23 protein-coding genes are annotated in these 23,617 nt (G+C 64.1%); 7 read left to right on the forward strand and 16 right to left on the reverse strand.

Annotation, left to right across the window (positions count from 1 at the left end; genetic code table 11):
* Window positions 1–205 precede the first annotated feature (205 nt).
* From FLM52_15985 to FLM52_16025, 9 genes are all read right to left on the reverse strand, one after another.
* Window positions 206–1,219: a tryptophan--tRNA ligase gene (locus FLM52_15985; protein NVN57238.1), complete on the reverse strand. Its 1,014-nt coding sequence runs from the start codon at window positions 1,217–1,219 to the stop codon at window positions 206–208.
* Window positions 1,220–1,418: 199 nt separating this feature from the next.
* Window positions 1,419–2,540: an alanine dehydrogenase gene (gene ald / locus FLM52_15990; GenBank protein ID NVN57239.1), complete on the reverse strand. Its 1,122-nt coding sequence runs from the start codon at window positions 2,538–2,540 to the stop codon at window positions 1,419–1,421.
* 143 nt (window positions 2,541–2,683) lie between these two features.
* Entirely contained in the window at window positions 2,684–3,190 is a 507-nt protein-coding gene (locus FLM52_15995) for an acyl-CoA thioesterase (protein NVN57240.1), read from the reverse strand.
* Window positions 3,187–3,543 (reverse strand): DUF2007 domain-containing protein, encoded by a 357-nt coding sequence (locus FLM52_16000; protein NVN57241.1) that lies wholly within the window; start codon window positions 3,541–3,543, stop codon window positions 3,187–3,189. Before FLM52_16000 ends, FLM52_15995 begins: the two co-directional genes overlap by 4 nt.
* A 228-nt stretch (window positions 3,544–3,771) precedes the next feature.
* The gene (locus FLM52_16005) at window positions 3,772–4,962 is read right to left on the reverse strand and encodes a class I SAM-dependent rRNA methyltransferase (GenBank protein ID NVN57242.1); all 1,191 of its coding nucleotides are present in this window, start codon (window positions 4,960–4,962) and stop codon (window positions 3,772–3,774) included.
* Between the two features lie 130 nt (window positions 4,963–5,092).
* The gene (mutM, locus tag FLM52_16010; protein NVN57243.1) at window positions 5,093–5,908 is read right to left on the reverse strand and encodes a bifunctional DNA-formamidopyrimidine glycosylase/DNA-(apurinic or apyrimidinic site) lyase; all 816 of its coding nucleotides are present in this window, start codon (window positions 5,906–5,908) and stop codon (window positions 5,093–5,095) included.
* A 156-nt stretch (window positions 5,909–6,064) separates the two neighbouring features.
* The gene (gene rpmG, locus FLM52_16015) at window positions 6,065–6,220 is read right to left on the reverse strand and encodes a 50S ribosomal protein L33 (GenBank protein NVN57244.1); all 156 of its coding nucleotides are present in this window, start codon (window positions 6,218–6,220) and stop codon (window positions 6,065–6,067) included.
* A gap of 92 nt (window positions 6,221–6,312) precedes the next feature.
* The gene (gene rpmB, locus FLM52_16020; GenBank protein ID NVN57245.1) at window positions 6,313–6,549 is read right to left on the reverse strand and encodes a 50S ribosomal protein L28; all 237 of its coding nucleotides are present in this window, start codon (window positions 6,547–6,549) and stop codon (window positions 6,313–6,315) included.
* 442 nt (window positions 6,550–6,991) lie between these two features.
* Entirely contained in the window at window positions 6,992–7,666 is a 675-nt protein-coding gene (locus tag FLM52_16025) for a JAB domain-containing protein (protein ID NVN57246.1), read from the reverse strand.
* A 298-nt stretch (window positions 7,667–7,964) separates the two neighbouring features.
* On the opposite strand from FLM52_16025, the gene coaBC reads away from it, so the two are divergent.
* From coaBC to slmA, 5 genes are all read left to right on the forward strand, one after another.
* The gene (gene coaBC / locus FLM52_16030; GenBank protein ID NVN57247.1) at window positions 7,965–9,314 is read left to right on the forward strand and encodes a bifunctional phosphopantothenoylcysteine decarboxylase/phosphopantothenate--cysteine ligase CoaBC; all 1,350 of its coding nucleotides are present in this window, start codon (window positions 7,965–7,967) and stop codon (window positions 9,312–9,314) included.
* Window positions 9,315–9,773, forward strand: a complete 459-nt coding sequence (locus FLM52_16035; GenBank protein NVN57248.1) for a dUTP diphosphatase — start codon at window positions 9,315–9,317, stop codon at window positions 9,771–9,773. It begins immediately after the preceding gene.
* 171 nt (window positions 9,774–9,944) lie between these two features.
* On the forward strand, window positions 9,945–11,327 hold the full coding sequence (locus tag FLM52_16040) for a phosphomannomutase/phosphoglucomutase (GenBank protein ID NVN57249.1): 1,383 nt from the start codon (window positions 9,945–9,947) through the stop codon (window positions 11,325–11,327).
* Window positions 11,328–11,557: 230 nt separating this feature from the next.
* A complete protein-coding gene (argB, locus tag FLM52_16045; protein ID NVN57250.1) occupies window positions 11,558–12,475 on the forward strand; it encodes an acetylglutamate kinase in 918 nt (305 codons plus the stop codon).
* Window positions 12,476–12,587: 112 nt separating this feature from the next.
* Window positions 12,588–13,205, forward strand: coding sequence for a nucleoid occlusion factor SlmA (gene slmA, locus FLM52_16050; GenBank protein NVN57251.1), 618 nt, complete (start codon window positions 12,588–12,590; stop codon window positions 13,203–13,205).
* A gap of 148 nt (window positions 13,206–13,353) precedes the next feature.
* Here slmA and FLM52_16055 read toward each other — a convergent pair whose 3' ends face one another.
* From FLM52_16055 to ftsY, 5 genes are all read right to left on the reverse strand, one after another.
* Window positions 13,354–15,984 carry an EAL domain-containing protein gene (locus FLM52_16055; GenBank protein NVN57252.1) on the reverse strand — a complete coding sequence of 877 codons (2,631 nt, stop codon included), beginning with the start codon at window positions 15,982–15,984 and terminating at the stop codon, window positions 13,354–13,356.
* A gap of 194 nt (window positions 15,985–16,178) precedes the next feature.
* Window positions 16,179–17,054 (reverse strand): RNA polymerase sigma factor RpoH, encoded by an 876-nt coding sequence (gene rpoH / locus FLM52_16060; protein ID NVN57253.1) that lies wholly within the window; start codon window positions 17,052–17,054, stop codon window positions 16,179–16,181.
* A gap of 258 nt (window positions 17,055–17,312) precedes the next feature.
* Window positions 17,313–18,392: an FtsX-like permease family protein gene (locus FLM52_16065; GenBank protein NVN57254.1), complete on the reverse strand. Its 1,080-nt coding sequence runs from the start codon at window positions 18,390–18,392 to the stop codon at window positions 17,313–17,315.
* Window positions 18,389–19,057: a cell division ATP-binding protein FtsE gene (ftsE, locus tag FLM52_16070; protein ID NVN57255.1), complete on the reverse strand. Its 669-nt coding sequence runs from the start codon at window positions 19,055–19,057 to the stop codon at window positions 18,389–18,391. Before ftsE ends, FLM52_16065 begins: the two co-directional genes overlap by 4 nt.
* A complete protein-coding gene (ftsY, locus tag FLM52_16075; GenBank protein NVN57256.1) occupies window positions 19,054–20,754 on the reverse strand; it encodes a signal recognition particle-docking protein FtsY in 1,701 nt (566 codons plus the stop codon). Before ftsY ends, ftsE begins: the two co-directional genes overlap by 4 nt.
* Before the next feature lie 106 nt (window positions 20,755–20,860).
* Between ftsY and rsmD the strand changes: the two genes are divergently transcribed.
* Together rsmD and zapB are read left to right on the forward strand one after the other, a co-directional pair.
* Window positions 20,861–21,547 (forward strand): 16S rRNA (guanine(966)-N(2))-methyltransferase RsmD, encoded by a 687-nt coding sequence (gene rsmD, locus FLM52_16080; GenBank protein ID NVN57257.1) that lies wholly within the window; start codon window positions 20,861–20,863, stop codon window positions 21,545–21,547.
* Window positions 21,548–21,729: 182 nt separating this feature from the next.
* Window positions 21,730–21,990 (forward strand): cell division protein ZapB, encoded by a 261-nt coding sequence (gene zapB / locus FLM52_16085; protein ID NVN57258.1) that lies wholly within the window; start codon window positions 21,730–21,732, stop codon window positions 21,988–21,990.
* A gap of 153 nt (window positions 21,991–22,143) precedes the next feature.
* Here zapB and FLM52_16090 read toward each other — a convergent pair whose 3' ends face one another.
* Window positions 22,144–22,647 carry a GNAT family N-acetyltransferase gene (locus FLM52_16090; protein ID NVN57259.1) on the reverse strand — a complete coding sequence of 168 codons (504 nt, stop codon included), beginning with the start codon at window positions 22,645–22,647 and terminating at the stop codon, window positions 22,144–22,146.
* Entirely contained in the window at window positions 22,644–23,615 is a 972-nt protein-coding gene (locus tag FLM52_16095) for a hypothetical protein (protein NVN57260.1), read from the reverse strand. The genes FLM52_16090 and FLM52_16095 overlap by 4 nt, the downstream gene beginning before the upstream one ends.
* Window positions 23,616–23,617: the final 2 nt, after the last annotated feature.

A 23,617-nucleotide genomic window follows, 5' to 3' on the forward strand; every position in this document is an offset into this window, starting at 1 on the left:
CAAGCCTAACGCGTCGCTTTATAGCTGTGAATGAATTTCCAGCATGCTTTTCATTCCCTTCAGGTATATGCCTGACATCACACCCCGGACGCCATCAGCCCGACAGCCCCGATGACGCCGCCCTCTGAAGCGACGGCGCCAGTAACAGAAACCCCCGCCATCCGGGAAGATGACGGGGGCCGATCGAGCAGCGTGGACAGGCGACCTAGAGGAAGTTGCCCAGACCTACAGCGCGACGCAGACGCTCCATCATCGGTGCGGCCTCTTCACGGGCACGCTCGGCGCCACGCTTGAGGATCGCCTCGACGTGCGCCGGGTCTTCCATCAGCTCGACGTAACGCTCGCGCGGCGCCTTGAGGTGATCATTCAGGTATTCGAACAGCTGGTTCTTGGCGTCGCCCCAGCCGATGCCGGCCGCGTACTGCTCACGCATGGCGGCGACTTCCGCCTCGGTGGCGAAGGCCGAATAGATCTGAAACAGCGAACAGGTATCCGGGTCCTTCGGCTCGCCCGGTTCCAGCGAGTTGGTCTTGATCTTGCGCACGCTCTTGAGCAGCTGCTTCTCGGTGCCGAACAGCGGAATGGTGTTGTTGTAGCTCTTGGACATCTTGCGGCCATCGAGGCCCAGCAGCAGCTGGGATTTCTCGTCGGTCACCGCCTCGGGCATGGTGAAGTAGTTGCCCTTGAAGAGGTGGTTGAAGCGTCCGGCCATGTCGCGCGCCATCTCGATGTGCTGGATCTGGTCACGCCCCACCGGCACCTTGTGCGCATTGAACATCAGGATGTCCGCCGCCATCAGCACCGGATAGCTGAACAGCCCCATGCTGATGCCGCGATCGAGATCCTCGATGCCCGCTTCCTCATTCTCGGCCACGGCGCCCTTGTAGGCATGCGCACGGTTCATCAAGCCCTTGGCGCACACGCAGTTGAGCAGCCACATCAGCTCCGGGATTTCCGGCACGTCCGACTGGCGGTAGAAGATGGCATTGTCGGTGTCCAGACCCAGTGCCAGCCAGGTGGCGGCGATCTCACGACGCGATTCCTGCACGCGCTTCGGGTCCTGGCACTTGATCAGGGCGTGGAAGTCGGCGAGGAAGTAGAAGGACTGGACCGTCGGGTCCTGACTGGCTTCGATGGCAGGCTTAATGGCGCCGACATAGTTGCCGAGATGAGGGGTGCCGGTGGTCGTGATGCCGGTAAGAACGCGGGTCTTGGTCATGGATGCACTTCTTGGGCGTCTGAGTCGGGAGGTCGTGCCGCAGGGCCGCACTCGCTCACAATGGATCACGACAGGTCGCGGCAGCGCCCGCTCGAATCCCTCGAACGCCGCCACCATGACCTGTCGCTATATGTCCCACATCTTACCCTGAGGCGTGCAGCCTTCGTAAGGGCCGGCGCGCCCGGCTCACTCCTTCGCCTCAATCCTTCCCCAGTGCCTCGGCGAGTGCAGTGACGGGCATGTCGAAGGCCTCGCCGACTTCCGGCAGGATCAATTGCCCCGCATGCACATTGAGGCCCGCAGCAAAGTGGCTGTCCCGGCTCAGCACCTCGCGATAGCCGCCATTGGCGAGGCGCACGATATACGGCAGCGTCGCGCTGGTCAGCGCCTGGGTCGAGGTACGTGCCACCGCGCCGGGCATGTTGGCCACGCAGTAATGCACGATGCCATCCACCACGTAGGTCGGCTCGGCGTGGGTGGTCGCCTGGCTGGTCTCGAAGCAGCCGCCCTGGTCGATGGCGACATCCACCAGCACGGCGCCCGGCGTCATCTTGCGCAGATGCTCGCGGCGAATCAGCTTGGGGGCCGCCGCCCCGGGCACCAGCACGGCACCGATGATCAATGCCGATTGCCGCACCGCTTCCTCCAGCGCCTCGGAGGTCGAGTAGACGGTACGAATCCGGCCCTGATAGCGATGGTCCAGCGTCTCGAGACGCGCCAGTGAGGTATCGAGAATCACCACCTCGGCGCCCAGCCCCAGCGCCATGCGTGCCGCGTTCTCCCCCACTACACCACCACCGATCACCGTGACCCGCGCCGGCGGCACACCGGGCACGCCGGGCAACAGCACGCCCATGCCGCCCTGCGCCTTCTCCAGTGCGTGCGCGCCGGCCTGGATCGCCATGCGTCCGGCGACACGGCTCATGGGTGCCAGCAGCGGCAGGCCTCCGTCGACATCCGTGATGGTCTCGTAGGCGATGGCCGTCACGCCGCTCTTCAGCAGGCCCTCGGTCAGCTCACGGGCGGCGGCCAGATGCAGATAGGTGAACAGGGTCTGGCCGCGGGCGAGCCGGGCAACCTCGGCAGGCTGCGGCTCCTTGACCTTGAGAATCAGCTCGGCGTCGCGAAAGACCCGCTCGACGTCCGACTCAAGACGCGCGCCCACACCCTGGTATTCGGCATCGGGGTAGCCACTGCCCTCCCCGGCGCCAGATTCGACGATCACCTCATGGCCCTGGGCGATCAGCTCACGCACACCGGCAGGCGTGAGAGCGACGCGATACTCGTGGTTCTTGATTTCCTTCGGCACGGCAATCTGCATGGTGAACTCCTTGCACTGCTGGCGGAATGCACTGACGTCATCACGACGCCTGCTACAAGCACAGCAGACTCGTCAGCGTCTTGCCAATCAGATACCAGCAAGATTCACCAAAACACGCCAATGATGCAGTGGAATGCGAGGAATCATCGCTGACTGACAGTTTCCTCACTCACCAGCGCCGCCGAATAGCATTCACGATAGGCCCCGGGCATGCGTCGGGCCCGTCCACTCGAGAGCTCGATGCAGACAAAGCGCGTGCGCGCCTCCAGCAGCGTATGGCCATCCGAGCAACGGCGCAGCTGGAAACGACGCGTCAGACTCAGGCGACCATCGCAATCCACCAGCCAGGTCGCCAGCATCAGCGAATCGCCAAGTCGTGCGCTGGCCAGATAGTCGATCTCGTGACGGTGTACTGCCATGCCGCGGTCCTGCTCACGGTAGTGCTCGATACCAAGCCCCAACGCTTCGGAGTGTGCCCAGCTGATGTCCTCCAGCCAGCGCACATACTCGGCATTGTTGACGTGACCATAACCATCCAGCGCCTTCTTCTTCACGCTGATCGGCAACAGGAACGGGCGTGGCAGTGCCCAGCCGGGGGAATCTTGCGTCAACGGCGGCGAGTCGCTCGCCTTCGGGGTGCCTTTGCTCATGCCACGAACTCCGGGTCCTCATCGCGCGGGGGCGCCTGTGGTGCGGGCCGCTGCGGCGCACTTGCCCCACACGCCCAGCACTCGCTGAAGCTGCCCTCGAGACGTTCGCCACAGGCACACTGCCAGTCCGGCAGGACCGGCGCGGCCTCGATGCTCGCCAGCAGGCGGCGGGCATGCGCAAGGTCATGCTCTGCCACCCACAGCTGGGGCTCGCAGTCGAGCACGGGCAACTCACCCGCGGCCGAGCCGAGCAGGCGATTGCGCAGCTCACAGGGGATGCCCTCGCTTTCCAGCAGGTTCCGCCAGTGATCGAGCAGCACGAGATTGTGATGAGATGTCAGTCGTCTATACATGCCGTCAGACTATCAGAGTCCATGAGCCATGGACGATTAGCCAAAAGCGGGCTGCAGTCGATAGACAGGCCATAGCCGACACTCAAGCCACAACCGTCACCCAAGCCACAAGCGACTCACAAGCCACAAGCGACTCACAAGCCACAGACGACAACGCCGCCCCGAAGGGCGGCGTTGTCATCGATGCCGGATGGCACAGCCATCAGTCCTGATATCCGTCAGGCGTCATCAGTCGCGATAGACGCGCACACCGAGGGCCTTGAGGTAGGACGTCTCGGGGATGGACGGATGCACCGGGTGGTCACTGGCCTGATGGCCCTGGAAGATGACCTGACCATGGCGGTCCTGGTGACGCACGGCGCCACGTACCACATCCATCAGGCGCTCCGGCGCCAGATGCATGGAGCAGGAGCCGGACATCAGCAGACCGTCACGACCCAGCAGGCGCATGGCTTCACGGTTGAGGCGTGCGTAGGCGCGCTCGCCGTTGGTGATGTCCTTGCGCTTGCGGATGAAGGCGGGCGGATCCGCGATGATGACGTCGAACTGCTCACCTTCCGCACGCAGGGCCGAGAGGGCCTCGAAGACATCCGACTCCGCGATGGAAACGCGGCCCTCGACACCATTGAGCACGGCGTTGTCCGAAACACGCTCGAGCGCCGCGCCGGAAGCATCGACACACAGCACTTCGCTGGCGCCATGCGCCGCCGCCTGCACGCCCCAACCGCCGACGTAGCTGAACAGGTCCAGCACGCGCTTGCCTTCGACCTGACGGTTCAACCAGTCACGGTTGGCGCGGTGGTCGTAGAACCAGCCGGTCTTCTGGCCGTCGAGCACCGGCGCCGTGAACTGGACACCGTTCTCCTCCAGCAGCACGCTTTCCGGCAGCTCGCCGTAGACGACTTCGACATTGCGCTCGAGCTGTTCCTGACGGCGACCGCTGGAATCGTTCTTGAACACGATGGCTGTCGGCTTGACGACCTTGAGCAGCGCATCGACGATCACTTCCGCCAGACGCTCCATGCCGAAGGTATTGAGCTGACAGACCAGCACGTCGCCGAAGCGATCGACGATCAGGCCCGGCAGCAGGTCGCCTTCGCCGTGGACCAGACGATAGAACGGCTTGTCATAAAGGCTCTCGCGCAGCGACAGCGCCTGGTTGAAGCGGTGCACCAGCAGCGAGCGATCCAGACGCTGTTCCGGGTTGCGCGACACGATGCGCGCGCAGATCAGCGAGTTCGGGTTGACGTAGGCAACACCCATCGCACGACCATTGCTGGCCTCGATGATGGCCTGGGCGCCCGGCTCGAAGTTCTTGAGCGGCGTCGCGACGGTATCGACTTCATTGGAGTACAGCCACAGATGGCCGGCCTTGAGGCGGCGATCAGCATTCTTCTTCAGGCGCAGACGTTCAGTCACGGGAAATATCCAGAAAGCAGAGGAAGGGACAGGACGACGACAGGACGCGCCCGAACGGGCCTATTCTAGTCGTCATGGCGGCCCCGGTCACGGAGCCCCCGGTCAAGCAGTGGTCTGATGCGGCTCGCCGCTAGCGCTGACAATATGGGCAGAAGCAGCTGGCGCGCTGGCCCAGCACCAGACTCATGATCTCGTGGCCGCATTCGCGGCATGGCTCGCCACCCCGCCCGTAGACGTTGAGGCGTTGCGCGAAGTAGCCCGGCTTGCCATCTCCGCCGACGAAGTCACGCAGCGTGGTGCCGCCCTGGGCGATCGCCGCGGCCAGCACGCTGCTGGCGGCGTTGGCGAGGCGCTCGCACTCCTCGCTCGTCACTTCACCGGCAGGACGGCGTGGGTCGACACCCGCCATGAACAGCGCCTCGCTGGCGTAGATATTGCCCACGCCCACCACGTTGGCGTTGTCCATCAGAAACGGCTTGATCGCCACACGGCGCTTGCGGGAGCGCGCAAAGAGGTGCTCGCCATTGAAGGCATCGGACAACGGCTCCGGCCCGAGTCGCGCCAGGCGCGTATCGGCATGCGGGTCACCGCGCACGAAGTCGACGAAGCCGAAGCGGCGTGGATCGTGATAGCGCAACACATGGCCGTTGCCGAGCACGACATCGACATGATCATGCGTACGTGGCGGCGTGCCGATGGGCACCAGTCTGAGGCTACCGGACATGCCCAGGTGCCAGAGCAGATGGCCATCGGCGATCGGCAACAGCAGGTACTTGGCGCGACGCGCAAGCGTACCGAAACGCTGACCCACCAGCCATTCGGCGAGCTCGCCGGGCACGGGGGTGCGCAGACGCGGCTGACGCACGATCACCTCGGTGACCTCCTGGCCCTCGACCAGCGGCGCGATACCGCGACGGGTCGTCTCGACTTCCGGTAATTCGGGCATGTTCTCTCCTCGACTGACCGCCAGACGCACAACAGGGTGACGACAGAAGCCGCCACCCTGTTGCAGGATGCCCATAACAGCGACATCCAGATACTCGAAAACCCGGTCAGGACCGGGTTTTCGAGGGTTCCGACAGCACGCTGGCGGGAGACAAGATCACTTGATCTTGGCTTCCTTGTACATCACGTGCTTGCGAACGACCGGATCGTACTTCTTGAATTCAAGCTTGTCCGGAGTGTTACGCTTGTTCTTGTCGGTGGTGTAGAAGTGGCCAGTACCGGCACTTGACACCAGCTTGATCTTGTCACGCATTTTCAGTTTCCTTCCACAGTCGCATTCACCGAGCGATTGAGAGCGTTGCCCGCGGCTCGGTTGCCATTGCTACAGGGGCTGTCTTCTAGTGTTTAGAAGCGCTCGCCACGTGCAGTGAGGTCCTTGAGGACTTCGTCGATACCCTTCTTGTCGATGATGCGCATGCCCTTGGTAGAGACGCGCAGCTTGACGAAGCGCTGCTGGGATTCAACCCAGAAACGGTGGATGTGCAGGTTCGGCAGGAACCGGCGACGAGTCTTGCGCTGGGAGTGAGAAACATTGTTACCAGTCACCGGGCGCTTGCCGGTAACCTGACATACTTTGGACATTGGAGCCTCCAACCGCTGCGTTGGCTAAGTTGTTCAAAACCTGTCGGGCAAACCGGAAGTGGCAGGCGCCGCCTCATGCCCTGATTTCAAAGTGTTTACGTCCGTTCCGGAAGACAAGCTTTCGGGTGCTGGAACGTGCAGGCGCAGCATTTTACCCGAAGAGGAACGTGAAAGCACGTCCTATACGGATTTTTTTCGCCAGCACGCCCATGCCCGAGGTGTCACATCGGTACAGACGCTTCTCAGCCAAACGCTTCACTCAGCCAATGTCGGCCAGAGTGGTCGCGAATTCTGTGGTGGGTGATACGGGAGGCGCAACATTACCACAACCAGTGCCCTGGTTTGCAATCCCTGCGCATTTCTCACGCCAGTGACGACCGCATCTGGCGGGGGCTGTGCCGTCATCGGGCACTCAGCGCCTCACCCCCCTCGACACCCCCAACTAGAGCCAGCCGCGCTCGGCAAACGAGACCACCTCGCCGTCCCCGACCACGAAGTGATCCAGCACACGAATATCGAAAAGTCCCAGTGCCTCTTCCAGGCGCTGCGTGATGCGCCGGTCGGCCTCGCTGGGTTCCGCGACGCCAGAGGGATGGTTGTGAGCGAGAATCAGGGCGCCGGCATTGAGGGCCAGCGCCCGCTTGACCACTTCGCGAGGATAGACGGCGGCGGCGTCCAGCGTGCCGGTGAAGAGCGTCTCGAAGCGGATGACGCGATGCTGACTGTCGAGAAACAGCGCGGCGAACACCTCATGCGGCAGGTCGCGCAGATGCGAGGAAAGATAGCGCCGCACTAATAGGGGCGATGTCAGGGCGGCCCCGCGCATCAACAGGCTCTCCAGATGGCGACGCGACAGCTCAAGCGAAGCCTGCAGCTGCACATACTTGGCGTCACCCAGTCCGCGCGCTGCGCAGAAGTCCTGCTGGGTTGCCTCCAGCAACGGCCTGAGACCGCCGAAGGTGTTCAGCAGGTCGCGCGCCAGATCCACCGCCGAACGCCCTTTTATACCCACGCGCAGAAAGATGGCCAGCAGCTCGGCATCTGACAAGGCCCCTGCCCCTGACGACAACAGCTTCTCACGCGGACGCTCTCCGACCGGCCACTCTCGAATCCCCATGCACTCTTCTCCCATCCCCTGTCGCCCGAATGGCTGACAGTCCAAAGCATGAGAAGAGTGGTCACACGCGGTCTCTTTCGCCATCGTGAGCATCAACGCTTGCCGCCCTGCGGGCCTGTGTCTGATCCCTGCATGCCATCAGATGACAGCCCCGACCCATGAAGCGAGCGCTCGCATGGACCAAAGCGACACTCGGCGTCGCGGGCCAGTGGCGCTACGCAAGGTTGCATCACGGTGATATGGTAGAGGGCAAACGCGCGAGCGTAGCAATCGACGCATCAGGGACGCAGGACACACCATGCATTCACTCGCCGGAAGGCGCATTCTGCTGGGCATCAGTGGCGGCATCGCGGCCTACAAGGCCGCTCTGATCACCCGCCTGTTGAAAAAGGCGGGCTGTGAGGTGCGCATCGCCATGACCGAAGGAGCTCAAGCCTTCATTACACCGCTGACCTTGCAGGCGTTGTCGGGCAATCCGGTGCACACCTCCCTGCTGGACCCCGAAGCCGAGGCCGGCATGGGGCATATCGAGCTGGCCCGCTGGGCGGAGGTCATCCTGATCGCGCCCGCCACCGCCGACCTGATGGCCCGCCTGGTGCATGGCCATGCCGATGATCTGCTCACTACCCTGTGCCTGGCCAACAGCGCGCGCTGGGTGATGGCCCCGGCGATGAATCAGGCCATGTGGGCGCACCCCGCCACCCAGCGCAATGCCCGTCAGCTCAGTGCCGATGGCTGGACGCTGCTCGGCCCGGCCAGCGGCGAACAGGCCTGTGGCGACGTGGGCGCGGGCCGCATGCTGGAGCCGGAAGAGATCGTCGCGGCGCTGGCCGACCTCATGAGCCAGAGCGACCCCAGCGGCCAGAGCAATGAGATGTCATTGCCGGCCGCAGGCCTGACGGTGACCATCACCGCCGGCCCGACCCGCGAGCCACTGGACCCGGTGCGCTACCTGAGCAATCACAGCTCCGGCAAGATGGGCTATGCGCTGGCCGCCGAGGCCGCGGCGCTGGGCGCCAGCGTGCGCCTGATCAGTGGCCCGGTGGCACTGACGACCCCGACTGGCGTCGAGCGCATCGATGTCGAATCCGCGCTGGACATGCAAGCCGCCGCCGAGGCAGCCGCCGGCGAGAGCGACCTCTTCATCGGCTGCGCGGCAGTCGCCGACTTCCGCCCGGCCACGGTCGCCGACCACAAGCTCAAGAAGCAGTCAGGCGAAGAGCAGATGCAGGTCACGCTGATCCGCAATCCGGATATCATCGCCGGCATCGCCGCCCAGACGCAGGCACGCCGCGCCGCCGGCCAGCGGGCGCCACTGGTGATCGGCTTCGCCGCCGAGACCCGCGATGTGCTGCGCTATGCACGCGACAAGCTCGCGCGTAAACAGCTCGACATGATCGTCGCCAATGATGTGAGCACGCCGGGCCTTGGCTTCGGCAGCGACAGCAATGCCGCCACCCTGCTGTGGCAACCGCTCGATCACAACACGAACACGCAACACGAACAGGCCATCGCGGCCTGTCCCAAGACGGAACTGGCGCGCGCGATTCTGAAGCGCGCCCTGGCACTCCATCAGCACAGGGTCAGCCTCGGCCCTGCCATCCAGACCGTTACACCGACTGTCACCGACGATCAGGAAGCACCTTAGATGACCCGCCCCCGGCTCGAACTCAAGATTCTCGACGAGCGCGTTCGCGATTACCCGCTGCCGCATCACGCCACTCCCGGCAGCGCCGGCATGGACCTGCGCGCACTGCTCGACGCGCCGCTGACCCTGCCGCCGGGCGCCTGTGAGCTGGTGCGCACAGGGCTGGCGATCCATATCGCCGACCCCGCACTGGCCGGCATGATCCTGCCGCGCTCCGGCCTGGGGCACAAACACGGCATCGTGCTGGGCAACCTGGTCGGCCTGATCGACTCCGACTACCAGGGCGAACTGATGATCTCGGTCTGGAACCGCGGCGAGAGCGAGTTCGTGCTGGAACCCGGCGAGCGTCTGGCACAGTACGTGCTAGTGCCAGTGGTACAGGCGGAGCTGGTGGAAGTCTCTGAATTCGAGGCCAGCCAGCGCGGCGAAGGCGGCTTCGGCCACTCCGGTCGCCACTGATTGCCCCTCCATGCCACAGGGCAGCCGAGTGGCAGGCTCGCACCGGCTGCCGGGCTTCCGGTCACAAGGAAGCCATGCAGGTTTTCACACTGATCGTCATGCAGCGATAGCGTTCGAGACGCATGACGCCTCAAGCGACTTCACGATTGATTCAACCGACAGGGATGCACCATGAGTCAGGTACCCGCTTCAATTTTCCGCGCCTACGATATCCGCGGCATCGTGGATGAGACCCTCACTGAAGACGGCGTGCGCGCCATCGGCCAATCCATCGGCAGCGAAGCCGCGGCACGCGGTGAATCCACCGTCGTGGTCGCGCGTGACGGTCGTCTCTCCGGCCCGCGCCTTTCCAAGGCGCTGATCGCGGGTCTGCGCGATGCTGGCCGTGATGTCGTCGACATCGGCATGGTGCCGACACCGGTGCTCTACTACGCCACCAACATCCTGGAAGGCACCCGCTCCGGCGTGATGCTGACCGGCAGCCACAACCCGGCCAACTACAACGGTCTGAAGATCGTGCTGGCCGGCGAGACCCTGTCCGGCGACACCATCACCGACCTCTATCGTCGCCTGCAGGAAGGCGATCTGGCACAAGGCGAAGGCAGCCTGCGTGAAGAGGACGTGCGTGAGCGCTATCTGGAGCAGATCACCGGTGATGTGGTCGTCAAGCGTCCGCTCAAGGCCGTGGTCGATTGCGGCAACGGCGTGGCCGGCGAGCTGGGCCCGGAGCTGATCCGCCGCCTGGGCGTTGACACCGTGCCGCTGTTCGACGAGATCGACGGCAACTTCCCGAATCACCACCCGGACCCGGGCAAGCCGGAAAACCTGCAGGATCTGATCAAGACCATGCAGGAAACCGGCGCGGACATCGGTCTGGCCTTCGATGGTGACGGCGACCGCCTCGGCGTCGTGACGCCCAAGGGCGAGATTCTCTACCCGGATCGCCTGATGATGGCGCTGTCGGAAGACCTGATCGAGCGCGTGCCGGGCGCGCGCATCATCTTTGACGTCAAGTGCACCGGCAATCTGGCGACCGTGATCGAGAAGGCCGGCGGCACACCGGAAATGTGGCGCACCGGCCACTCGCTGATCAAGGCACGCATGAAGGAAACCGGCGCGGCACTGGCCGGCGAGATGAGCGGCCACATCTTCTTCAAGGAACGCTGGTTCGGCTTCGATGACGGCATGTACGGCGCTGCACGCCTGCTGGAAATCCTCGCCAAGCAGGATGTCGATGCCGACACCTTCTTCGCCCGTTTCCCGCAGGACCTCGGCACCCCCGAGATCAATGTGGAAGTGACCGACGAGAACAAGTTCGCTATCGTCGAGCGACTGGCCAGTGAAGGCGACTTCGGCAGCGACGGCGTCAAGACCACGCTGGACGGCATTCGTGTCGACTACGCCGATGGCTGGGGCCTGTGCCGCGCCTCCAACACCACGCCGATGCTGGTACTGCGCTTCGAAGGCAAGTCGGAAGCCGCACTGGAGCGCATCAAGGACAGCTTCCGCGCTGCGCTCAAGCAGGCCGAGCCGAGCCTTCAGGCACCGTTCTGATCCCGCATTGGCTCGCCATCGACAGGATGGCATGAGTCGCAACGGGGCGGCGGTCTGCCGCTTGATCGCCGCCCTCGCCTTGCCAGGCACTGCAGCCGCTCCTCCGGGCGCATCAGGTGTCTGAAGCAACCGATTTGCATGACAGCGCGCACCGCGCGTGCTGAAAGACCGTTTCGAGTGACAGTGTCCGGACTCTCTTTCCGGACCATTTTCTGTGGAGTGATACGCTGATGAGCCACGCCAACCGCGACCCGCATCAGGTGGTCGAGGTCCTGTCCGAAGCCCTGCCCTATATCCAGCAGTTCTCGGGCAAGACCGTGGTGGTCAAGTACGGCGGCAACGCCATGACCGAAGAAGCCTTGATCGACTCCTTCGCTCGCGACATGGTGTTGATGAAGGAAGTCGGCATCAATCCGGTGGTCGTGCATGGCGGCGGCCCGCAGATCGGCGCACTGCTCGAGAAGCTGAACATCGAATCACGCTTCGTCGATGGCATGCGCGTCACGGACTCCGAGACCATGGACGTGGTCGAGATGGTGCTGGGCGGCCTGGTCAACAAGGGCATCGTCAACCTGATCAACCAGAGTGGCGGCAAGGCCATCGGCCTGACCGGCAAGGACAGCGGCCAGATTCGCGCCCGTCAACTCAAGGTCAGCGGCCAGACGCCGGGAATGAATGCCTCTGAAATCATCGACATTGGTCATGTCGGTGAGGTCGAGCATGTCTCCACCGATCTGATCGAACTACTGACACGCAACGATTTCATTCCCGTCATCGCCCCCATCGGGGTCGATGCCGAGGGTCGCAGCTACAATATCAATGCCGACCTGGTCGCCGGCAAGGTCGCCGAGGCACTGGGCGCGGAGAAATTGATGCTGCTGACCAACGTGGCTGGCCTGATGAACGCACAAGGCGAAGTCATGACCGGCCTGACCACCGAGGCGGTGGATGGCCTGATCGAGGATGGCACCATCTACGGTGGTATGCTGCCCAAGATCAGCTGTGCACTGGACGCCGTGAAGCAAGGTGTGCGCAGCGCCCACATCATCGACGGCCGCGTGCCACATGCGACCCTGCTGGAAATCTTCACCAATGCCGGGGTCGGCACGTTGATCAGCAACGCGGAAGCAGACACTGACAAGGCGTAAGGTGACAAGCCGGGGCTCGGCCCCGGTGTTTCGCGCGAGGCAAGCGACATGCCTCAGGACACGGACCCGCCCGTAGCACACTGCTGCAGGCCGCGATAAACGACAAGATTCCATGACGCAGGCGAATCCAAAACAATCACGTCGCGAACAGATCCTCCAGGCACTCGCTCTGATGCTGGAAGAGGACAGCGGCAAACGCATCACGACTGCAGCACTGGCACGACAGGTCGGTGTCTCGGAGGCGGCGCTCTATCGTCACTTCCCCAGCAAGGCACGCATGTTCGAAGGACTGATCGAATTCATCGAGAGCACGCTGTTCGAGCGTATCGCGCTGATCATTCAGGACAACGACACCGCGCATGCCAGGGTGCATCACATCCTGAGCCTGCTGCTGGGCTTTGCCGAAAAGAACCCGGGGCTATGTCGCCTCCTCAACGGTGATGCCCTCACCGGCGAGACGGCACGCCTGCGCACGCGCATGGCGCAGCTGTTCGAGCGTCTCGAGACGCAGATCAAGCAGGTGCTGCGCGAAGCCGAACCTCGCGAAGGACTGCGACCGGCCATCACCGTCACGGCAGCGGCCAACCTGCTGATGGCGTGTGCGGAAGGCCGCATCGCCCAGTATGTGCGCAGCGACTATCGCAAGCGCCCGACCGAGCACTGGGAAGACCAGTGGCAGCTGCTGAGCCGCGACCTGCTGCTGAGCAGTCAGGAGCGCATTGCCGTCTGAGGGTCTTGCCCCGCGCGCATGCACCGCACCAAAAAGAACGCCCCGCCTGCAGTCATTGCAGGCGGGGCGTTTTTGCTGGGTCAGGCCTTCTCATGTCACCACCGGGTGGGGTGGGATGGAGTGGGGGGCGGACTTCACGGACAGCGCCTCAGGCGTTGACGCTGAAGCGCTCCAGTATGGCCTCGGCGGACATCGGCCGCGCCAGCAGGTAGCCCTGATAGGTGTCGCAGCCCAGTCGCTTGAGCTCCTCGAACTGCACGTCCGTCTCGACTCCCTCGGCGACGATCTCATGGCCCAGCGAGTGCCCCAGGCTGATCACGGCGCCGACCAGCTGGATGGCCTGCTGATTGGGACAGCGGATACCGCCCTCAGAGCCGGCGACCGCATCCATCTTCATCACAAAGCTGCGGTCGACCTTGAGCACATCCAGCGGCAGGAATGACAGATAGGACAGCGACGAATAGCCCTGCCCGAAGTCATCCAGCGCCACACGCACGCCCAGCTCGCGCAGCGCGCCGAGCACGGCAAGCCCCCCTTCCATGTCCTGGATCAGCAGCGTCTCGGTCACCTCGACTTCCAGCCGCGTCGGCGACAGCTTCTGGTTTTCCAGCACGCCGAAGACTTCGTTCTCGTAGCCCGAGGTCAGCTGGCGCGCCGACAGATTGACCGCCATGCGCGGCATGTGAAGGCCGGCGTCCTGCCAGCGCACCATCTGGGCACAGGCCTCCTCGAGCACGAAACGCCCGAGACGGAAGATCAGGCCGGTCTCCTCGGCCAGCGGAATGAACTGGGCTGGCGAGATCATGCCCAGCTCCGGATGCTGCCAGCGCAGCAGCGCCTCGACACCCTGCAGTTCACCGTGGCTATCCAGCTGCGGCTGGTAATGCAGATAGAGCTGCTCGCTGCCGATGGCCTGACGCAGGTCCTGTTCCAGCGTCATGCGCGACGCGACATGCTTGTCCAGCGACGACTCCCAGCACAGCGCATGATCGCCGCGCGACTTGGCGTGATAGAGCGCCACATCGGCATTCAGCATCAGCGCCTGGGCATCGCCATTGGTCTCGGACAGCACATAGCCTGCCGTCAGACTGATGATCAGCGGGCGACCCAGAATCGTAAAGGGACGCTCGACCTTCTGCTGGATCTCCTCCACCACCTGCGCCGGATCATCATTGCCATGCGGCAGATAGAGGCCGAACTCATCGGCCCCCAGGCGCGCCACCAGACCACCAGGCGGCAGCAGACGACGCAGGCGCTCGCCGACCGCGACCAGCAGCTGGTCACCGGCTTCATGGCCCAGGCCATCGTTGACGGTCGAGAAACGGTCGATATCGGCGTAGATCATCAAGCCACCCGCCGTGACGCGCTCGTCGGCCGCCGCCATGAAGGCCTTGCGGTTATAGAGCCCCGTCAGGGCATCATGGCGCGCCAGAAAATCGAGCTGACGCTCGGACTCCTTGTGCGCACTGATGTCCAGCAGCAGGCCTTCCCAGTAGCGCACGCCATCCTCGCTATCGATCATCACGCTACGGTCCAGCACCCAACGCTCATGGTCGGCGATGATGCGGAAGACCTGCTCATGGCGCATCTGCGCGCACATCGCCCAGTGGCGGGCGGCGCTGACGGACTGACGGTCTTCCTGATGGATCAGCTCGGTCAGGGTGATGCCGGCGCCGACCAGTGATTCGGCCGAGCGACCGAACAGCTCGGCCGAGCCGTTGCTGATGAAGGTCAGCACTCCAGTATTGACCTCGATGCGATATACCACGCCCGGCAGGTTATCCATCAACGTCACCAGAGTGCGAGAACGCGCCGTCATCGACTCGAGCGCGCCCTCAAGCTCATCGTGGCGCTCAGCGCGCTTGCGCTCGGCACGCGCCACCATGACCACCAGCACGACCAGGAAGATGCCGCCGAGCAGCATGCCGAACCAGATACGATTCCACCACAGCCACCACAGGCTGGAGATCGGCTGACTCACGACGCTGAACAGCTTGAGCGGTGCGATAAAGCTGCCCGCCGCCATGCGCGGCCGGCCGTCGAAGCCCGGCACATGGTAGCGGCGCACACCACGCTCGGAGATGTACTTGCCCATGTTGGCCATCGAGGACAACGGCAGCTTGCCGGTCACGCCCAGCGCATGCTCCTGGGGGCTCGAGAACAGCAGCAGACCGTTGGTGGAGAACAGGCGCAGGCGCTGCCCATCATCGGAATTAGGGTTGGCCAGCAGACTACGTGACTCGGAGAAATCCAGGCAGCCGATCAGCAGCCAGGACATGCCGTCGATATCCATGTGACGGTAGAACGGCAAGCCCGGCTGACCGGACGCCAGCGGCAGTGCGGAGCCGAACAGCAGGCTGCTGCGTCCGGGCAGCGCCTGGGCTTCCGGCTGGGTCAGCTGCCAGCTGCAACTGCGCCCCACGCCGATCTGACGCAGGCTACTGCCGCGGTAATCGGCAAACGGCACCACCATCAGCGAGACCAGAGAGGGATGACGGCCCAGCGCGCTATCCAGCGAGCCACGCCACAGCTCCCTGCCTTCGCTGCTCAACACGCGCTCCAGCACCATCATCTCGCGCGAGACATTGGCGATCAGCTGCTCGGTGGAGATATGCAGTTGGGTATCCAGCAGCTCCAGGCGGCGCATTTCCTGTTCACGCACGTCAAACCATTGGCTGGCCAGAAACAGGCCACCCAATACCACCATCAAGGCCGCATTGAGCCCAAAGATTCGCCACAGCGAATGTGTGCTATTGACGTGCGAGGAAATCGGGTCCACAGGGTCACCAGTAGAAATGCTTCATGACTCAGTGTGACAGAATGAAACATTATGTTGCACTGTTCAACCAATAACGACGGATGCCTCGCGATCCACTCTCCCTCAACGAAAATGCCCCACCGGGAAACCCGGCGGGGCATTTTCGTTGAGGGAGAGCCGGAGGATCGTTGGCTCATGTCATGGAGCCATCAGACTCAGGCAGCGAAGCCTTCGCTCATGTCACCCATCGATTCACGCAGCTTCTTCATCGCGTTCTTCTCCAGCTGACGGATACGCTCGGCAGAGACGCCATAGATGTCAGCAAGCTCGTGCAGAGTCGACTTGTTGTCACTCAACCAACGCTGCTGGAGAATGTCGCGTGAGCGCTCATCCAGTGCCGCCAGCGCTTTGAGCAGACGACCGTGGGAGTCGTCTTCCAGGTCCTGCTGTTCCACCTGGGCAGCCGGATCGAGGCTGTGATCTTCCAGATAGTTGGCCGGCGCCTGATAGGCAGAGCTCTCGTCGTCGCTGGGGCCGGCGTCGAAGCCTGCATCGTGAGCGGAGAGACGGCTTTCCATCTCACGCACCACGGCAGGTTTGACATCCAGATCACCCGCGATGGCATCCACTTCATCGTTGTTCAACCAGGCGAGGCGCTTCTTGGCGCCACGCAGGTTGAAGAACAGCTTGCGCTGAGCCTTGGTGGTCGCGACTTTCACGATGCGCCAGTTGCGCAGCACGAATTCGTGAATCTCGGCCTTGATCCAATGCACGGCAAAGGAGACGAGGCGTACGCCCTGATGCGGGTCGAAACGCTTGACCGCCTTCATCAGGCCGACGTTACCTTCCTGGATCAGGTCCGCCTGCTGCAAGCCATAGCCGCTGTAGCTGCGCGCGATATGCACGACGAAGCGCAGGTGCGACATGACGAGTCGACGGGCCGACTCCAGATGATTCTCTTCATGCAACCGCAGGGCCAGCTCATGCTCTTCTTCGGCAGTAAGCACAGCGATACGGTTCACCGACTGAATATAGCCGTTTAGATCTTGACCCGGTGACAGGTGGCCAAGTGGCTGAAGACTGGTGCTCATAGTGCAGATGTCTCCATGATTGCCTAACACGCATGCAAGTAGTAAGACTGTGAAGGGTGGGACAGGTTCCCGTCAATAGCTGTACATGACGTGTACAATTGTCATGACAAGTAGCACTTCGTAACGCTGTGGAGTGTGTGGTGCGTTTAACCACCCACCAGCCCCCTTCACTGACGCCCGGCGTGAATGTTGTCGGAACGTAACTGTTGACCTTCCTGGGCAGAAATACTGGCTGAAAACCGCGAAAAACAATCGGAATCAGCGCGGAGAAATACTCGCCAGATGACGTCCGACCGCGATCCAGGCCCCTATCCAGCCCAATATTGTACTCGAAACCAGCAGCGTGGCACCCCCTGCGATGCCCAGCGCGGGCAACACATAGTTGCCGCCATAACTTTGTACAAGAGCCGTCACGGGTGCCGCCAGCCAGTTGCCGCCAAGCGCCAGGATTCCGCAGGCCAGCAGCCCCCCTCCCAGACCATACCAGGCACCGCTGTAGAGGAAGGGACGCCGCACGAAGGCGTGGGTCGCCCCGATCAGCGTCACGACCTCGATCTCCTGGCGGCGACTCTCCACGGACAGGCGGATGGTATTGCCCACCACCAGCAATACGCCCAGCCCGAAGAGTAACGCGAGACCTAGCGTCACTTTCTGACCCAGCTCACCCAATTGGCGCAGACGCTCGAGCCAGGCCAGATCCAGGCGTGCGCTGGCGACACCCGGCTCGCCTTCGAGACGCGTGGCCAGAGCACGGACAGACTCCGGCGTGGTGTCCAGCGGCGTGATGACGATGCTGGCCGGCAAGGGGTTGTCATCCAGCAGGCTCAGTGAGCGCTTGAGGTCCAGCGCCTGAGCGAACTCCTGCATGCCCTCGGCGGCGGTGATCAGACGCACTCCTCCGACACCGGCAGCGTCGCGCAGCGAGTCCGACAGCGTCAGCGCCTGGCTCTCATCGACCGAGGTTTCAAGATAGAGGGTGAGCTGAGCGCTGTCATTGAGTTCATTGTCGAGCAGGCGCGCGCTGTCCAGTGCCAGCCACAGCGCCGCCGGCAACGTCAGTGCGATGGCGATGGCCAGCATGGTCAGCAGGCTGGCGATGGGCGCGACCAGCAGGCGGCGTGCGCTGTCGCGCGCCATGGCAGCGTGATGACGCAGCCAGCTGCGGTAGCGGCTCTCGACCGAGACACGACTAGAGCGCGCGCCCTTGCGCGCTGCACGCTCGGTGGCCTCCGGTGATTCAGGTGCCTGCGCGGCGGCCTTGCGGGTACGCGTCTCGGCGCGGGGCTGGCCACGCTCACGTGAAGAAGGAGAATCGTTGCGGGAACGCGGGGGACTCATCGGGCATCCTTGTCGGCGATCAGACGACCATCGGACAGCTCCAGCGTGCGATGGTGCAGGCGGGCGATCAGCGCCAGATCGTGACTGGCAATCATCACCGTGGTACCGATGCGATTGAAGTCCTCGAACAGACGCATGATGTCGGCGGACAGTGCCGGGTCCAGATTGCCGGTCGGTTCATCGGCCAGCAGCAGCGCCGGCTTGTTGACCACGGCACGCGCGATGCCGACCCGCTGCTGCTCACCACCGGACAGCTCGATCGGCAGCGCCTTCTCACGATGCAGCAGACCGACCTTGTCGAGCGCCGCTCGCACCCGCCGCGCCTGTTCACGCGGCGGGACCCCCTGGATCATCAGCGGCAGGGCCACGTTGTGGAAGATGTTGCGGTCAGCCAGTAGCTGGTGGTCCTGAAAGACCACGCCGATCTGGCGGCGGTAATATGGCACCTGGGAGGTATGCAGCCGCCCGATATCGTGCCCCGCCACCAGAATGCGCCCACGCGAGGGGCGCTCGAGGAGCATGATCAGCTTGAGCAACGAGCTCTTGCCGGCACCGGAATGGCCTGTCAGAAAGACCATCTCGCCACGCTCGACCCTGAAGTCGAGCCCGGCCAGTGCATCGAAGCGCCCTCCATAGCGCTTGCCGACATGCTCGAAGGCAATCATGCCTCGCGCGACTCGGCGTTGGCCTCTTCGCTTGCCTCATCGCCAGCGCGTGCAAACAGGGCACTGACGAAGTCATCAGCCGCGAATGGACGCAGGTCATCAACACCTTCCCCGACACCGATATAGCGGATCGGCAGATTGAGCTGCTTGGCCAACGCGAAGATGATGCCGCCCTTGGCGGTCCCATCCAGCTTGGTCAGCGTCAGGCCCGTGATGTTGACTGCTTCATGGAAGGTGGAGGCCTGTGACAGCGCGTTCTGGCCGGTACCGGCATCCAGCACCAGCATCACCTCGTGGGGCGCGGACACATCCAGCTTGGCCATCACGCGCTGCACCTTCTTGAGCTCTTCCATCAGATGGCCCTTATTGTGCAGGCGGCCCGCGGTATCGGCGATCAGGATATCGACGTTACGCGCCTTGGCAGCTTCCAGGGCGTCATAGATGACCGAGGCACTGTCGGCACCGGTATGCTGAGCGATGACCGGCACCTTGTTGCGCTCGCCCCAGACCTTGAGCTGCTCCACCGCCGCAGCACGGAAGGTATCGCCCGCCGCCAGCATCACGCTGCGACCCTGGCTCTGATAGCGCTTGGCCAGCTTGCCGATGGTGGTGGTCTTGCCGACGCCGTTGACGCCGATCATCAGGATCACGAAGGGACCGCTGCCCTTGGCCGGCAGCTCCAGGTCCTTGGCGACCGGCGCCAGCATCAAGCGCAGTTCTTCCTGCAGCGCTTCGTAGAGCGCCTGCGGCTCCTTCAATTCCTTGCGCGAGATGCGCGCGGTCAGGTTGTCGATGATCTCGGTGGTCGCCTCGATGCCCACGTCTGCCATCAGCAGCTGGGTCTCGAGGTCTTCCATCAACTCATCATCGATCTGCTTCTTGCCGAGGAACAGGCTGGCGACGCCCTCGGTCAGATTGGCGCGTGTCTTGCCAAGACCGGCCTTGATGCGCGCGAAGAAGCCACGACGTGGCTTTTCGCGTCCGTCGCGGGCCGTGTCACGCGCCTTGTCGTCCTCGACCACGGCGTCTGCGCCAGCGGCGGCAGCCTCGGCGGCACGTGCTTCTTCTTCCAGGCGAGCCTGTTCCAGCGCGGCCTGCTCTTCGGCCTCGATGGCGGCCAGCTGCGCGGCGGCCTGACGCTCTTCTTCCTCGCGAGCCGCGATACGCGCCTCTTCGGCACGCGCTTCACTGGCGGCTTCTTCCGCACGGGCCTGAGCGGCCTGTTCGGCAGCGATACGCTCGGCCTCTGCCTGGGCGGCCTGCTCGGCAGCCAGACGTTCCGCCTCTTCCCGGGCGGCCTTTTCAGCGGCGACGCGTTCTGCAGCGGCCTGCTCATGGGAGATACGCTCCGCTTCGTCTCGGGCGGCCTGTTCCTGAGCGGCCTGTTCCTGCGCGATGCGCTCGGCTTCGGCCTTGGCGGCCTGGTCGGCAGCCGCCTGCTCAGAGGCGCGGCGCTCGGCTTCAGCTTCGGCCTTCTGCTCTTCGAGCTTCTGAGCCTCGGCCCGAGCCGCCTCTTCACCGGCAAGGCGCTCTGCCTCTACCTTCTCGGCCTCGAGCCGCGCTGCCTGCTCGGCATCGGCTTGCTCGTGAGGCATGGCGTCTTGTGTCTGTTCAAGAGCCTGTTGCTCGAGGGCCTGCTGCTCGGAGGCTTTCTGCTCCTGAGCCTTGTGTTTCTTGCGCTTGAAAAAACCGAACATGGCGAGACAGTCCTGAACTCGTGAAAGTGGCGTCATCCTACCATCCCTTCGGGGCTGAAGGTACGCACCGCGCGGCATCCGGCGTCGCACATGCTAGACTCGCGGCATGAAAAAACGCGCATCCTCCCAAGGCCCCGCACGGGGCAAATCCAACGCGCCCTCGCGCGCTGACAAGCAGCACGGCAAGCAGAGCGGCAAGCGTGGCCAGGCCGCCGGCGGGCCAGGTCGCCTGCGCATCATCGGCGGGCGCTTCAAGCGCCGCCTGCTCAACGTGATCGACGCACCGGGCCTGCGCCCGACGCCCGACCGCGTGCGTGAGACGCTCTACAACTGGCTGGGCTTTCATGTCGGCGGCGCCCGCGTGCTTGACCTCTATGCCGGCAGCGGCGCGCTGGGCCTCGAGGCGCTGTCGCGTGAGGCGGCGCATGTCACCTTCGTGGAGCGCGACAGCCGCGTCGCGCGTGCGCTCGAGGCCAATCTCGCGACCCTCGCCAACGGCGACAGCCTGCCAACACAGGTGGTGACCGGCGATGTCCTGCACTGGCTCGAGACGACCACTCCCGCCGCGGGCGGCATGGACCTGGTGCTGCTCGATCCGCCCTTCCGGCTCGAGCTGGCCGCCGCGAGCTGCGCACTGCTCGAAGCGCATGGCTGGCTGAGCGATGACGCCATGATCTATCTGGAAGTGGAATCCGGCCTCGACCCCGTGGTACCTGCCAACTGGCAGCTGCATAGGGAAAGCCGTGCCGGCGACAGTCATGGCCGCCTGTATCGGCGCCATCCGCCCGCCTGAGCCACCTTCCCACTTGTGTCGACTCAGGCGGCGTCGTAGTCTGCCTGCAGGCGGGTATCGCTGCGCCATCCGGCAAGGATTCCCGACATGGCCGATATTCATCGCACCAGCATTTACCGCATACCTTTACCGCCCTCAACGAACCCCCTCGGGCCACGATCGTGACTCGACAAGGAGATAGCATGAGCACCGAACTCTTTACCCAACTTGAGCAGAAAGTCGGCCAGGCCATCGACAGCATCGAGATGCTGAAGATGGAAGTCGAAGAGCTGAAGGAAGAGAACCAGCGCCTGACTGAAACCAAGGGCAGCCAGGGCGAAGAACTGGAACAACTGCGTCAGGCCAATGCTCGCCTGCAGGAAGAGCGTGACCAGTGGGCGAGCCGTCTGGAAGGACTGATCGCACGCTTCAGCGAGACCGAGAGCGAAACCCAGAGCGCCTGAGGCTCCCGCGCGTCCTGCGCGCTGGGCGGCGTGAACCTGCACTCTTGAACAATGGCCTTGAACAGGAGCGCTTGAACAAGAGTTTATGAGCAGGGCCTCATGAAGACGCCGCCGACAGGAGACTGTCGGCGGCGTTTTCGTGTCGGCGGGCTTTCACGTCAGCGGCAGCGACATGAGCCAGGCATCCTCACGCCCACCCTCCGCCAGCGGATAGTAGCCCTTGCGCACTCCATCCCGAGTGAAACCGGCCTTCGCATAGAGGGCTGCGGCGGCGGCATTGCTGGCGCGCACCTCCAGCAGCAGGCGCTCAAGCCCCGAGTCACGCTGCCAGTCACGCGCCCGCGCGATGGCGGCGGCCAAAAGGCGTGCGCCGACGCCCTGCCCGCGCTGCGCGGCGTGTACGGTGATCGCCTCGATCTCGGCCTCGAAGGGCCCGCGCGCCAGCACCACGAAGCCGATCAGCTCTGCAGTCGGCGACTCGCCGGCCTGCCACCGGGCGCCCAGCACGCAGCGCGCGTCATCGTTGAGCACATCGATCAGCTGTGACTGGCTCAGGCCATGTGCCTGGCTGGCCTCGATGGCCTCAAGCGCCGTCAGAGTCGCTTGATCATCGGCCAGCTCACGCAGCTCGAGACGCCGGGAAACTGACCCTCTCATGAGGCGTCCGTCTGCGGCGATGCCGCCTGCCACTCGCGTCCCCAGCGGATCAACAGCGGCCACAGTTTGCGCTTGGCCTCACTGGAGCGCGCCAGCGCCGACAGTTCTGGCCCCTGCCAGACCGGCAGGTTCAGCAGACTGGAGGTCGCCTCGCCGCGCTCGGAGGTAGAGATACCGAGCACCTCGTGCAGCGTCTCGCTGGCCTCATCACTACCGAAGATCAACAGCCTCTCCGGCTGCCAACCACGACGCGCCGGGCCACTCAGGAAGGCATGCAACCCTTCGCGGGCTTCCTCAAGTGGCGCACTGGCCTTGAGGTTGGGCAACAGCGGCCAGCGGAAGTGGCTGAAGGTGAGCCCTGATGCCGTCTCGATACCGGCGGCGCGCCACAACGCCTTGAGCAAGGCTTCCCCTTCCAGATGCGGTGCCTCGTCACCGGGCAGCAGGATCAACCAGCGCCCTTCCAGCGCCGCCAGCTGAACGCTGAAGCGCAGTGGCGGCTTGTCTGCCGCGGGCGGTGTCACTGCCTCATCTGCTGCCGGCGCCTCTGCCGTGACCTGCGTCGGCGGCGTCCCCCACGAGGCGGTGCTGCTGGTCTCGGCAGCGCCGGGCGTCGGCGAGGCAGCCGCAGCGGGGGCTTCGACCGCCGCCGGCGCCATGCCCAGCAAGGCGCGTGCACTCGAGGCCGGAGAAGGCCCTGGCGGGCGTGGCACAGCGCTGCCGGCGGTGCCGCCACCCTGAGCGAAGGGGGCATGACTGGCATCCGCCGTCTGGTGGGCAGCAGGCGGACGCGGCGCCTCATCGATCAGCGCGTGCAGGCGCGCCTGGGGCGCGACCGCCTCCGCCGCTTGCGGCTCGGGCCAGTCACACGCTTGAGTGGGCAAGGCATTGGGCAGCTGATAGCGACCGACCCAGGCGGTCAGTCCCATCGCGTCCAGATATTGCAGGCGTTGCGGTTCAGGGGTCATGG

Source organism: bacterium Scap17 (assembly GCA_013376735.1).
GTDB lineage: Bacteria > Pseudomonadota > Gammaproteobacteria > Pseudomonadales > Halomonadaceae > Cobetia.